The organism is Streptomyces sp. NPDC037203 (genome assembly GCF_055605065.1).
Genome location: NZ_JBVJUC010000006.1, coordinates 402,383 through 415,402 on the forward strand (window position 1 = coordinate 402,383; position 13,020 = coordinate 415,402).

The window sequence follows — 13,020 nt, forward strand, 5'->3', positions numbered from 1 at the left end:
GAAAGCCCCCATGAGCCTGCACGGTCTGCTCGACGCCGTCGTCAAGGACCCCGCCCTCGCCGAAGCGATCACGGCGGCCGCGGACGGCAACCGTACGCACGTCGACCTCGTCGGCCCCCCTGCGGCCCGCCCCTTCGCTCTCGCCGGCCTCGCCCGCGACAGCGGCCGTACGGTGCTCGCGGTCACGGCGACCGGCCGTGAGGCGGAGGACCTGGCGGCGGCGCTGCGCTCGCTGCTGCCCCCCGAGGGCGTCGTGGAGTACCCCTCCTGGGAGACGCTGCCGCACGAGCGCCTCAGCCCCCGCAGCGACACCGTCGGCCGGCGCCTCGCGGTGCTGCGCCGTCTCGCCCACCCCCGCCCGGACGACCCCGAGACCGGCCCGGTCTCCGTGGTCGTCGCGCCCGTGCGCTCCGTGCTCCAGCCGCAGGTCAAGGGCCTCGGCGACCTGGAGCCGGTGGCCCTGCGCACCGGTCAGAACGCCGATCTGAACGAGGTCGTCCAAGCTCTCGCGGCGGCGGCCTACGCGCGGGTGGAGCTGGTGGAGAAGCGCGGGGAGTTCGCGGTGCGCGGCGGCATCCTGGACGTGTTCCCGCCCACCGAGGAACACCCTCTGCGCATCGAGTTCTGGGGCGACGACGTCGAGGAGATCCGCTACTTCAAGGTCGCCGACCAGCGCTCCCTCGAAATCGCCGAGCACGGACTGTGGGCGCCGCCCTGCCGCGAGCTGCTGCTCACCGACGAGGTGCGCGAGCGGGCGCGGGTGCTCGCCGAGGAGCACCCGGAGCTGGGCGAACTGCTGAACAAGATCGCCGAAGGCATCGCGGTCGAGGGCATGGAGTCCCTCGCCCCGGTCCTGGTGGACGACATGGAGCTGCTCCTGGACGTGCTGCCCCAGGGGTCGATGGCCGTGGTCTGCGACCCGGAGCGGGTCCGCACCCGCGCCGCCGACCTGGTGGCCACCAGCCAGGAGTTCCTCCAGGCGTCCTGGGCGGCCACGGCGGGCGGCGGTGAAGCCCCGATCGACGTCGGCGCGGCCTCCCTGTGGTCCATCGCCGACGTCCGCGACCGGGCGCGCGAGCTGGACATGATGTGGTGGTCCGTCTCGCCCTTCGCCGCCGACGAGGAGCTCGACGCGGACACCCTCAAGCTGGGGATGCACGCGCCCGACGCCTACCGGGGCGACACCGCCAGGGCGCTCGCGGACACCAAGGGCTGGCTCGCCGACGGCTGGCGCATGGCGTTCCTCACCGAGGGCCACGGCCCGGCCTCCCGCACCGTCGAGGTGCTCGGCGGCGAGGGCATCGCGGCCCGCCTGGACACCGACCTCGGTGAGCTGAGTCCTTCCGTGGTGCACGTCTCCTGCGGCTCGATCGAGTACGGCCTGGTGGATCCGGGGCTCAAGCTCGCCGTGCTCACCGAGACCGACCTGTCCGGCCAGCGCACCGCGAGCCGCGACGGCGCCCGGATGCCCGCCCGGCGCCGCAAGACCATCGACCCGCTCACCCTGGAGCCGGGCGACTACATCGTCCACGAACAGCACGGCGTGGGCCGCTACATCGAGATGGTGCAGCGCACCGTGCAGGGCGCCACCCGCGAGTACCTCGTGGTGGAGTACGCCCCGGCCAAGCGCGGCCAGCCCGGCGACCGCCTCTACATCCCCACCGACCAGCTGGAGCAGATCACCAAGTACGTCGGCGGCGAGGCGCCCACCCTGCACCGCCTGGGCGGCGCCGACTGGACGAAGACCAAGGCGCGTGCCAAGAAGGCGGTCAAGGAGATCGCCGCCGACCTGATCAAGCTCTACAGCGCCCGCATGGCCGCCCCCGGCCACGCCTTCGGCGCCGACACGCCCTGGCAGCGCGAGCTGGAGGACGCCTTCCCCTACGCCGAGACCCCGGACCAGCTCACCACCATCGCCGAGGTCAAGGAGGACATGGAGAAGTCGATCCCCATGGACCGCCTCGTCTGCGGCGACGTCGGCTACGGCAAGACCGAGATCGCGGTGCGGGCCGCCTTCAAGGCCGTACAGGACGGCAAGCAGGTCGCGGTCCTGGTGCCGACGACGCTGCTGGTGCAGCAGCACTTCGGGACGTTCTCCGAGCGCTACGCGCAGTTCCCGGTCAATGTGCGGGCGCTGTCCCGGTTCCAGACCGACACCGAGGCCAAGGCCGTCCTGGAGGGGCTGCGCGAGGGCGCGGTGGACGTCGTCATCGGCACCCACCGGCTGTTCTCCTCCGAGACCAAGTTCAAGGACCTCGGCCTGGTCATCGTGGACGAGGAGCAGCGCTTCGGCGTCGAGCACAAGGAGCAGCTGAAGAAGCTGCGCGCCAACGTGGACGTGCTCACCATGTCCGCCACGCCCATCCCGCGCACCCTGGAGATGGCGGTCACCGGCATCCGCGAGATGTCGACCATCACCACCCCGCCCGAGGAGCGCCACCCGGTGCTCACCTTCGTGGGGCCGTACGAGGAGAAGCAGATCGGCGCCGCGATCCGCCGTGAACTGCTGCGCGAGGGCCAGGTCTTCTACATCCACAACCGGGTGGAGTCCATCGACCGGGCGGCGGCCCGGCTGCGCGACATCGTGCCCGAGGCCCGCATCGCCACCGCGCACGGGCAGATGTCGGAGGCGGCCCTGGAGCAGGTCGTGGTCGACTTCTGGGAGAAGAAGTTCGACGTGCTCGTCTCCACCACCATCGTGGAGTCCGGCATCGACATCTCCAACGCCAACACCCTGATCGTGGAGCGCGGCGACACCTTCGGCCTCTCCCAGCTGCACCAGCTGCGCGGCCGGGTCGGGCGCGGCCGCGAGCGCGGGTACGCGTACTTCCTGTACCCGCCGGAGAAGCCGCTCACCGAGACGGCTCACGAGCGGCTCGCGACCATCGCCCAGCACACCGAGATGGGCGCGGGCATGTACGTGGCCATGAAGGACCTGGAGATCCGCGGCGCGGGCAATCTGCTCGGCGGCGAGCAGTCCGGGCACATCGCGGGCGTCGGCTTCGACCTGTACGTGCGCATGGTCGGCGAGGCCGTCGCGGACTACCGGCGGCAGTTGGAGAGCGGGGAGCCTTCGGCGGGAGGTGCGGAGGAGGCCCCGCTGGAGGTCAAGATCGAGCTGCCCGTCGACGCGCACGTCCCGCACGAGTACGCGCCCGGCGAGCGGCTGCGCCTCCAGGCCTACCGCGCCATCGCCTCCGCCAACTCCGAGGAGGACATCGCGGCGGTCCGCGAGGAACTCACCGACCGCTACGGCAAGCTGCCCGAGCCGGTGGAGAACCTGCTGCTGGTGGCCGGGCTGCGGATGCTGGCGCGGGCCTGCGGTGTCGGCGAGATCGTCCTTCAGGGCACCAATATCCGCTTCGCCCCGGTCGAGCTGCGCGAGTCGCAGGAGCTGCGGCTGAAGCGGCTGTATCCCGGTTCGGTCGTCAAGGCGGCCGCGCACCAGGTGCTGGTGCCCCGCCCGAAGACCGCGAAGGTGGGCGGCAAGCCGCTGGTCGGCCGGGAACTGCTGGCGTGGGTGGGGGAGTTCCTGGCCTCGGTCCTGGGCTCCTGACCCCGCGCGACACCAGGGTGTGAGCCGGCGTACGGACGGACGGTCCGTACGCCGGTCTTCGGCCGCCGTGTGCCCCACCTCACGCCCTGCTTGCCCCTGAATCCTCTCTTTGGGACCCATCTGCCGCTCAGGAACGGGCAGTTACCGTAAGGGGCGGAACGATCCGCCCCGCTTCCGAGGGCGGACCCACAGGGCGAGCGAGGGGGGCGCAGCATGACGCGTCTGAAAAGCGGTGCGATCGGTGCGGTGGTGGTGCTGGCCGCGGTGGCCGGCTGCAAGTCGGGCCAGGACAAGGGGGCTTCGGGCCCCGAGGAGAGAAGCGGCGGCGGCGCCGCGCTGACCGCCGCCGAGGTGCTGCCCGTCAAGGGCCGCGCCCCGAAGACCGGTTACTCCCGTGAGCGGTTCGGCAGCGCGTGGGCGGACACGGACTCCAACTCCTGCGACACGCGGGACGACATCCTCAAACGCGACCTCAAGGACGTGAAGTTCACCGGCGGCACCTGCAAGGTCTCCTACGGGCTGCTGGACCCCGACCCGTACTCGGGCAAGGAGATCACCTACCGGCGCGGCGCCAGCAAGGTCGACATCGACCATGTCGTCGCCCTCTCGGACGCCTGGCAGAAGGGCGCCAAGTACTGGGACGCGAACAAGCGGATCGCGCTGGCCAACGACCCGCTCAACCTGATCGCGGTGGACGCGAGCGCCAACCGCGGCAAGGGCGACGGCGACGCGGCCACCTGGCTGCCGCCGGACAAGGACTACCGCTGCACCTACGTGGCGACGCAGGTGGCGGTGAAGAAGAAGTACGGCCTGTGGGTCACCTCCGGCGAGAAGGCGGCGATGGAGAAGGTCCTCACCGCCTGCCCGAACCAGAAGCTGCCCTCCGGCGGCAACCCGACCGAGGCCCCGGCCCGCTTCAAGGCGCGCTGAGGCCCTGGACCAGGACCGAGCTCCGCCGGGATCAGGGGCGTCCGTCAGCGCACACGCGCTGGCGGGGCCGGGCGGCCCGCCTTCTCCCAGCCGACGAAGGTGTTGGTACGGGCGTACACGAACGCCTTGACCGGATCACCGGAGTACGTCCACGGCACGCTGCCGGCGTACCCGCCGACCGCCCGGAACTGCTCCGCCGCCTCCGCGTACCGCTTCCTCTCGAACAGCAACTTGGCCAGCAGGTGCCGCACCAGCGGCAGCCGGTGGTGTCCGGCCGGGACCCGGTCCACGGCGTCCAGGGCGGCGTCGATGGCCGAGTCCACGAACGGCTGGTCGTACACGGGCCCCTTGGCCTCCCGGCAGGCGTGCTCGAACAGCGCGTACAGGCGCAGGACGGGCAGCAGGCTGCCGGGCGGGGCGGTGGCCGCGGCCTGCTCGGCGAACGCGTACATCAGCTCGTGCGAGCCGCGCCACTTGGCGCACCAGTACTGGAGCGCGCTGACATGGGCGCCGAAATGGTGCGGATCCCGTGCGGTGATCTCGGCCCACAGCGCCCGGAAGTCGTCGTGCGACCAGCCGAGTCCGAGGGCGATGGTGATCTGGGCGATCCACGGGCAGGGGTCCTCGGGAGCCATCCGCGCGGCCTCCCGGCAGGCGGGCAGCGCCTCGGCCAGCAGCCGGTGGAAGCCCTCGAACTGCTCGGCCGTGGTGTGCTTGGCGAGCTGTGCGCCGCGCACCTCGCCCGCGAGCTGGACGAGCGCGTCGGCGTGCACGAGCGCACCGGCCGGGTCGCCGGGGTACTCCGCGCGCCAGGCCCTGAGCCAGGCATCGTCCGTCACGGCGGCGTCCACCAGGATGCCGAGCCGGTACCAGCGCAGGTCCCAGTCGCGGCCCGCGCCGGCGAGGTAGTCGGCGGCCCGCCGCCAGTCGCCGGCGAGCGCGGCGGCGGCCACCGCGTCGGCCTCCGGGTCGGGGCCCGCGTGCTCCTTGTCGAGCTGTGCGGCGGGCACCAGGCCGTACGCGGCCGCGTCGATGGTGACCGGCGCCTTGGCCTTCTCCTCGGCCTTGCGGGCGCGCGCCTTGCGGGCGTTGCGCGGGATGGTGACGGCCGCGTAGGCGAGGACGCCGACGCCGGCTATGTCGATCAGGACGTTCATGGGCGGGTCTTCCGGGTGATCGGGGCTGCCTGGGGAGGTGGCCGGGGAGAGCGGGACGAGTGGCCGTCAGGCCGGGGTGTGGGGTGCCGGCCCGGTGCCGCCGGGCGGCGCGTGGCCGCTGCCGCGCAGCAGGAGGGTACGCAGGGGTGCGGTCAGGGGCGGTTCGGCGACCGCCCGGTCCAGCGCGTTCGGCAGGTCCTCGGTGAACCACGCGGGTGCCGACTGCCGCACCGGGGGCCCCGACCAGCACAGCTCCCACCGGCACAGCCCGGTCTCCAGCGCGGCGAGCAGGGCCAGCCGGCGCAGGGCCGAGCGGAAGGCCGTACGGGCGAACTCGCGTGCCGCGCGGCCACTGCTGCCGGCGGCCTGCCCGGACCGCGGCAGCCGGGCGGCCAGGTCGTGCAGCAGACCGTGGTCGAGCAGGTCCAGGAGGCGGTGCAGGGCGACGGCGCCGGGGGCGGTCGCGGCACCGGTCAGCTCGGCCATGGCGGTGAGCAGCGGCTCCACCTCACGCGCGTAGGTCTCCCGGTGGGCCTGGCGGGGCAGTTCGGCCCAGGGGACCCGGCGTCTGGCCAGTGCCCCGGTGCTGAGGGTGGCCTGCTCCAGGTCGGCCAGCAGCCGGTCCGGCGTGCACAGCAGGGCGGCGGCCGGACGTCGCCCGAGCGTGTGGGCCGCGTCGTCGCCGGGGATCGCCGCGAGCGCCCTGAGGCGGTCGGCCGTGGGCGGGTGGGAGGCGTACGGGGAGCGCTCCTCGGCGGCTCCCTCCGGCAGCGGTTCCCGTGCCGCTGCCGCCAGTCGCGCGCGCCGGGTGCCGTCCGCGAGCAGCAGGGCGAACCCGCCGTAGAACTGGCCCTCCGGGGGCAGCAGTCCGGCGTCCCAGCCCATCAGGGCGTAGTGCTTCAGGTAGAGCTCGTCGGCCGCTTCCAGCGCGGGTATGCGGCGCAGGGCAGCGGCGGTGGCGGCCGGTCCGGCGAGCCGGGCGGCGACCAGGTCGGCCGCGTGCTCCTGGCGTCGGCTGACGGCCTCGGTCAGGCGCAGGCACAGTCTCGTGTACGCGGTGAAGAGGAGGGCCAGGTAGTGGTCCGGGCCCCGTGTGCGGGCCCGCTTCAGCGGCGGCGGCCTGCCCTCCGCCCGGCGCCGGGCGGCCTTCGCGGCGAAGTCCGCCCGTTGGCCGGCCGCTTCGCGCGCGGCCCGCTCCTCCAGGGTGGCCACGGTGTGCGCCAGCCGGCCGCGCAGCGCCGCCACCAGGTTGCCCAGCCGGGTGTCGTGGTGGGCGTAATGGCCCAGCTCGTGTCCGAGTACGGCGTCCAGCTCGGCCTCGGGCAGTCCCAGCAGCAGGGCCACGCCGAGGAAAAGCCGCCGCTCGCCCGGAAACAGCCCGAGCCACCGGGCGTCCTCCCGCACCATGGCGACGGCGCCCGGCACGATCCGTATCTCCGCGGGCGGCCGGGTGGGCACCCGTCCGGCCAGCTCCCGCACGTGCCGCCACAGCTCCGGCTGCTCCCGCGGTGTCACCGAGAGGCCCGGCGGCCCCGCCCGCTCCTCGCCGGGCCGCCGGCTGAGCACGAGGACCCGCAGCACGCACCAGGCGACGGCCAGCGAGCCGAGCCAGCCCTCGACGGTGACGACGGTGAACGGGCCCCGCGCCAGGACGGCATCGAGGGCCGCCACGGCGACGAGGAGGAGCAGGGCCAGCAGGTAGAACCCGAGCAGCAGGCCGAGGGCGAGCGCGGCACGCGGGGCGGCACCCGGACCGGCGGGACGGGGAGGCATCGGGACTCGTCGCGCAGGACGGCGGGCGGTCCTACTTCGCCAGCCCGGCCAGCAGCGTCGTCGTCAGCTTCTGCGCGGAAGCGGCGCCGTTGTCGGTGCCCGCCGTGGACAGCACGGTGACCACGGAGCCGCCGGAGCGGGCCGCGATCAGGGTGGAGCCGTTCTGCCACTTGCCGCTGGTCAGCGTCATCGTGTACGCCTCGTCGCCGAGCCCGGTGGTGGCCTTGCCGGTGACCTTCACCTTGGCGCGCTCGCTGGTGTCCGTGTACGTCGCGCACTCGGCGGCGACGGCCGTGAGCTGCTTCATGACGGCCTTCCCGAGGGTGACGGGGAACTCGTCTATCTCCTGGGCGATTTCCTCGGTCTTCTGCGCGTTCACGTAGTCGTTCTGCGCGAACGCGGCGCTGTCCTCGTATCCGGTCACCTGGATCCAGGACGTGCCCTCCAGCTTGGTGCAGTCGGGCTTGGCGGTCTTCCGGGCGGACGGGGTGAGCAACTGGGCGCCGCTGTCGGCGGTGTTGTCGCCCTCGACGGCGTACCCGGCCGGGAAGGCGGAGGCGGGCGCCAGGAGCTTCTTCAGCTGCGTGCCGGTGCGCAGGCCGGCGTTCGGGTCCTTCGCCGCGGTGTGCTTCGCGCTCGGGGCGGAGGCGTCCGTGGAGCCGCTGGAGCAGGCGGTGAGGGCCAGGGGCAGGGCCGCGGTGACGGCGAGCAGCGTGGCGGCACGGGACGAGAGGCGCATGACAGTCCTTCAGGGCTGATGAACGGAGAAGTGCGTACGGCGCGGGGCGTGCCGTATCGCGTCCGGCACGGAGCCGGACGGCGTTCGCCTGGTCAATAACAGCAGAGCCTGTGAACCGAGTCAACACCGTTTCTGTGCTTGGGAAACGAACACGTCGTGAATGCAGGGATCTTGTGCACGCCGGTATGCTCGGCGCAAACGGGACGAGGGGAGTGGGGCCGGTGCAGGATCAGGCGACAGAGGTGACCGCGGCCGGCATCGCGCGGCTCGCCGGAGTGGGCCGGGCCGCCGTCAGCAACTGGCGCCGCCGGCACGCCGATTTCCCCAAGCCCGTCGGGGGGACGGAGACCAGTCCCTCCTTCGCGCTCGCCGAGGTCGAGGCATGGCTGCGCAAGCAGGGGAAACTCGCCGAAGTCCCGTTGCGTGAAAGGGTCTGGCAGCAGCTCGCGGGGCATCCCGAGGGGCCGCTCACCGCACTGGTGCACGCCGGTTGCGCGCTGCTGCTGATCCACGAGCGGCCCACCGTCTGGCTGGCGGCGAGCGCGGGCTCCGACGAGCGTCTGGCCCGGCTGCTGCCGGGGGCGCTGGCGCAGGCGCTGACCCCGCGGCTCGGTGAGCTGACGGGGGCGCTGCTGCCCGGCGTGGAGGCGCCGGATGATGTGAACACGCCGGACGACTCTCAGGCGGCGGACAGGGGGCCCACCGCCGCGGGTGTGAACACCGAGCCGGCGACGCCGGGTGTGAACACCACGCCAGGCGGCCCCGGCTCTGGGGCGAGTACCGGCGACACCGCCACGCACACCGACGACACCGCCACGCACACCGACGACACCGCCACGCACACCGACGACACCGCCACGCACACCGGCGCCCCGGCTGCGCACACCGGCACCCCCGCCGCCGACACCCCGCCCCCGCTCCTCCCCTCCGTCCCCCTCCTGCGCGGTGCCGCCGAACTCGCCGCCGAGGCGGGGGCGCGGCAGGCGTTCGAGTTCCTGCTGGGCCGGCACCTGGACGCCAACCCCCGCCAGTACACGCTCACCCCCTCCGGACTCGCCGCCCTCATGGCCGACCTGGCCGGTCCGGCCCGCACCGTCCTGGACCCGGCGTGCGGCACCGGCGCCCTGCTGCGGGCCGTGGACACCCGCCCCGAGCAGTGGCTGTACGCCCAGGACAGCGCCCCCGACCTCGCCGCGGTCACCGCGCTGCGGCTCGCGCTGCACTCGCGCGCCGGCGTGCGCGCCGCCGCCGGGGACACCCTGCGCGCCGACGCCTTCCCGGAACTGCGCGCCGACGCCGTGCTGTGCCACCCGCCGTTCAACGAGCGCAACTGGGGCCACGACGAACTCGCCTACGACCCCCGCTGGGAGTACGGCTTCCCGGCCCGCACCGAGTCCGAGCTGGCCTGGGTGCAGCACGCCCTGGCCCGGCTCACCGGGGGCGGCACCGCCGTCCTGCTGATGCCGCCGGCCGCGGCCTCCCGCCGCTCCGGCCGCCGGATCCGCGCCGACCTGCTGCGCCGGGGCGCGCTGCGGGCGGTGCTGGCGCTGCCGGTCGGGGCGGCACCGCCGTACAACATCCCCCTCCACCTCTGGGTGCTGCGCCGGCCCGAGCGGAATCCGGCCTCGCCCGAGGTGCTGCTCATGGACACCGGGCAGTTCGCCGGGGAGGGGCGCGGCGGGCCGGACTGGGCGGCGGTGCGCGATGCCGTCCTGGACGCCTGGCGCGCCTTCACACGCGCGGGACGGCTGGCGGAGCGGCCGGGCCTCGCCCGCTCGGTGCCGGTCATCGAACTCCTCGACGACGACGTGGACCTGGCGCCCGGCCGCCATCTGCCGCCGCCCGCCGTGGCCGACGGCGCCGAGCAGCTCGCCGCGGTGCGCGAACGCCTCGGCGAGACCCTGCGCCTGACCGCCGACCTCACCCCGCCGGCCGCCGCCCCGGCCCCGCCCGAGCGCTGGCCGCTCACCACCATCGGTGAACTGGCCCGCGCGGGCGCCCTGGTGATGCGCGCCGGCGGCAACGGCGGCCACGCGCGCCTGCCCGTGCTCACCGACACCGACGTCCTCGCCGCCACCGCACCCTCGGGCACGCTGCCGGAGAGCGACGAGGAGGCCGTGCTGACCGAGCCGGGCGACGTCGTCGTACCGGTGCTCGGCGGCGGCTCGGTGGCGCGCGTGATCGAGGAGGCCACCGCGGGCGCCGCCCTGGGGCGCAACCTCGTCCTGCTGCGCCCCGATCCGACGGCGCTCGACCCCTGGTTCCTCGCCGGATTCCTGCGCGGCACCGCCAACAACCGGCAGGCCAGCAGCTACGCCTCCACCGCCACCCGGCTCGATGTGCGCCGGCTCCAGCTGCCCCGGCTGCCGCTGGCCGAACAGCGGCGCTACGGCGCCCGGTTCCACGCCCTGGACGAGTTCGAGCGGGCACTGCGCCAGGCGAGCAGGCTCGGCGACCACCTGGTGCGCGGGATGTACGACGGCCTCACGGACGGCACCGTCGCCCCCGACTGAGCGCTGACAACGGTTTGATACATCCCAGATGTGTTGTCGGTGCCGGGCCATATGCTCGATCCACACGCCACCTCCGGCGACTTCGGGCAATCAGGAGCAGCCATGCAGGGCCACGGCCACGGACAGCCGGCCAAGAGGCCGCCGCATCCCGCGGTGCTGGTCCTGCTGCGCGTGCTGTTCGTGGCGATCGGCTTCCTCAGCGTCGGCTTCCTGTCCTGGGCGATGCTGCTGCGCCTGGCCGCCGTCACCCGCCGGGGCCTGGACTGGTGGCTGTTCGCGGCCGCGATGACCGCCGCTGTCGTCAGCTTCGCCCTGGTGGGCAGCGATCCGTCCGACGACGCGTCGGGCGCCCGCGGCACCGGGGGCATGTGCCTGGTGCTCGTCACGCTGGTCGCCGTGACCACGTACTACCTCATCGCGGAGATACGCCATTACGGGCGCCGCCGCGCGGAGTCCGAGGCCCGGCCGATACCGGCGTACGGCTATCCGGGCCCGGCGGCCCCGCCGTATCCCGCGCCCGTCGCCCCCGTCCTGTCCGGCCTGCCCACCCCGCCCCCGACGGCCCCGCACACTCCCCTCCCCGGCCCGCCGCCGGTCGTCCCGCCCCCGCACCGCCCGGCCCCCGCGCGCATCGACCAGGTGCGGGCCGAGCTGGACGAACTCAGCGACTACCTGCGCAAGCACGACGGACGACCGGACGAGCGGCACGCGGACGGAAGCGGAAGGTGACCGTGGCGACAGGACGCGTGGTCGCCGGCCGCTACGAACTGTCCACCCTGATCGGCCAGGGCGGCATGGGCCAGGTGTGGACGGCGTACGACCGGCGGCTCGACCGGCGCGTGGCCGTGAAGCTGCTGCGCCCCGACAAGGTGGCGGGCCAGGAGGCCGACGAGCTGCGCCGCCGCTTCGAGCGCGAGTGCCGGGTGACCGCACAGGTCGACCACCCCGGTCTGGTCACCGTGCACGACGCGGGCAGCGAGGGCGAGGAGCTGTTCCTCGTCATGCAGTACGTCGACGGCGCCGACCTCGCCGACCACCTCGCCGAGCACGACCCGTACCCCTGGCCGTGGGCGGTCGCGGTGGCCGCGCAGCTGTGCGCCGTGCTGAGTGCCGTACACGCCGTGCCGATCGTCCACCGCGACCTCAAGCCCCGCAATGTGATGGTCAAACAGGACGGCCTGGTCACCGTCCTGGACCTGGGCGTGGCCTCCGTCATGGACACCGACACCACCCGGCTCACCCACACCGGCTCCCCGATCGGCTCGCCCGCCTACATGGCGCCCGAGCAGGCGATGGGCGGCGCGGTCGGCCCGTACACCGACCTGTACGCGCTCGGGGTGCTGCTGCACGAACTGCTCAGCGGGGACGTGCCGTTCACCGGTGCCACCGCGCTCGGCGTGCTGCACCGCCATCTGTACGAGCCGCCGCTGCCCGTGCGCCGGATCCGCCCCGAGGTCCCGGAGGCGCTGGAGAGCCTGGTGCTGCGGCTGCTCGCCAAGGACCCGCAGCACCGGCCGGCCTCCGCGCAGGAGGTGTACGAGCACCTGGCGCCGCTGCTGCCCGCGCGCGGCACCCCCAGCGGTGCGCCCCTGGACCCCACACGCCCCTTCCTGCGCCCGCACGCCCCCTGGCCCGACCGCGCCCGCACCCCCGCGCCCCGGCCCGCCCCCGCCGCGCCGGCGGCTCCGGCGGCCGGAAAACCCGATGTCGCCGCCGCCGTGGACGAGGTCAAACGCCTGCTGGGAGAAGGCCGTATCACCCAGGCCGTCGACATCCTGGGCGCGATCCTGCCCGCCGCGGCCGAACAGCACGGCGAGCACTCCCCGGTGGTGCGCACCCTGCGCAAGCAGTACGCGGCGACCCTCATGGACGACGGCCAGTACCGGCGCGCGCTGCCCGAACTGCGCCGGCTCGCCGACGAACGCGCCGCCGAGGCCGGCCAGGCCGATCCGGCGTCCCTGCGCTTCCGCTACGAGGCCGCGCAATGCCTCGAACAGCTCGGCGAACCGGCGGCGGCGCTCGCCGAGTACCGCGCCCTGCTGCCGTACTACGAGAACCAGTACGTCTCCGGCGACCCGCGGCAGGCCCACGAGGTGCGCCGGCGCATCGGCCATCTGCTGCTCGCCCTCGGCGACCGGCCCGCCGCGCACGACACGCTCGCCCGCCTGGCGCTGGACGTGGAACGCCTCGGCGGCCCCGGTCATCCGATGGCCGTCGAGATCCGCCGCACCCTGCACTGGCTGGGCCAGGTGCGCGCCTAGGGCCTCTCGTTTGGATCATGCCGGGCTCGCGGGCCCTGGCACCGCGCCTCGCGGCGTTGTCGTCGGTTGCCATGGCTCCGCCATGTCGCCC

At 74.0% G+C, this 13,020-nt stretch carries 8 protein-coding genes; 5 read left to right on the top strand and 3 right to left on the bottom strand.

The features are described from left to right. Nucleotides 1-10: 10 nt before the first annotated feature. Entirely contained in the window at nt 11-3,556 is a 3,546-nt protein-coding gene (gene mfd / locus ACZ7EC_RS20120) for a transcription-repair coupling factor (protein ID WP_471064245.1), read from the top strand. Between the two features lie 213 nt (nt 3,557-3,769). Further along, nucleotides 3,770-4,486, top strand: coding sequence for an HNH endonuclease family protein (locus ACZ7EC_RS20125; protein ID WP_471064247.1), 717 nt, complete (start codon nt 3,770-3,772; stop codon nt 4,484-4,486). A gap of 44 nt (nt 4,487-4,530) precedes the next feature. On the opposite strand, the gene ACZ7EC_RS20130 is transcribed toward ACZ7EC_RS20125, so the two are convergent. The 3 genes from ACZ7EC_RS20130 to ACZ7EC_RS20140 all read right to left on the bottom strand — a co-directional run bounded on the left by ACZ7EC_RS20130 (nt 4,531) and on the right by ACZ7EC_RS20140 (nt 8,155). Continuing rightward, a complete protein-coding gene (locus tag ACZ7EC_RS20130) occupies nt 4,531-5,643 on the bottom strand; it encodes a hypothetical protein (protein ID WP_471064248.1) in 1,113 nt (370 codons plus the stop codon). 66 nt (nt 5,644-5,709) lie between these two features. Beyond that, nucleotides 5,710-7,416, bottom strand: a complete 1,707-nt coding sequence (locus tag ACZ7EC_RS20135; protein WP_471064250.1) for a M48 family metalloprotease — start codon at nt 7,414-7,416, stop codon at nt 5,710-5,712. 31 nt (nt 7,417-7,447) lie between these two features. After that, entirely contained in the window at nt 7,448-8,155 is a 708-nt protein-coding gene (locus ACZ7EC_RS20140; RefSeq protein WP_471064252.1) for a hypothetical protein, read from the bottom strand. Between the two features lie 221 nt (nt 8,156-8,376). Between ACZ7EC_RS20140 and ACZ7EC_RS20145 the strand changes: the two genes are divergently transcribed. The 3 genes from ACZ7EC_RS20145 (at nt 8,377) to ACZ7EC_RS20155 (ending at nt 12,929) form a co-directional block, all read left to right on the top strand. Then, nucleotides 8,377-10,668: an N-6 DNA methylase gene (locus ACZ7EC_RS20145; protein ID WP_471064254.1), complete on the top strand. Its 2,292-nt coding sequence runs from the start codon at nt 8,377-8,379 to the stop codon at nt 10,666-10,668. A gap of 102 nt (nt 10,669-10,770) precedes the next feature. Then, entirely contained in the window at nt 10,771-11,397 is a 627-nt protein-coding gene (locus ACZ7EC_RS20150) for a hypothetical protein (RefSeq protein ID WP_471064255.1), read from the top strand. Between the two features lie 38 nt (nt 11,398-11,435). After that, entirely contained in the window at nt 11,436-12,929 is a 1,494-nt protein-coding gene (locus ACZ7EC_RS20155) for a protein kinase domain-containing protein (protein WP_471064281.1), read from the top strand. Nucleotides 12,930-13,020: the final 91 nt, after the last annotated feature.

What these genes read in the sequence shown, in the direction of transcription:
- mfd (WP_471064245.1), top strand. Translation starts at nt 11, where the DNA reads ATGAGCCTGCACGGTCTGCTCGACGCCGTCGTCAAGGACCCCGCCCTC.
- ACZ7EC_RS20125 (WP_471064247.1), top strand. Translation starts at nt 3,770, where the DNA reads ATGACGCGTCTGAAAAGCGGTGCGATCGGTGCGGTGGTGGTGCTGGCC.
- ACZ7EC_RS20130 (WP_471064248.1), bottom strand. Translation starts at nt 5,643, where the DNA reads ATGAACGTCCTGATCGACATAGCCGGCGTCGGCGTCCTCGCCTACGCG.
- ACZ7EC_RS20135 (WP_471064250.1), bottom strand. Translation starts at nt 7,416, where the DNA reads ATGCCTCCCCGTCCCGCCGGTCCGGGTGCCGCCCCGCGTGCCGCGCTC.
- ACZ7EC_RS20140 (WP_471064252.1), bottom strand. Translation starts at nt 8,155, where the DNA reads ATGCGCCTCTCGTCCCGTGCCGCCACGCTGCTCGCCGTCACCGCGGCC.
- ACZ7EC_RS20150 (WP_471064255.1), top strand. Translation starts at nt 10,771, where the DNA reads ATGCAGGGCCACGGCCACGGACAGCCGGCCAAGAGGCCGCCGCATCCC.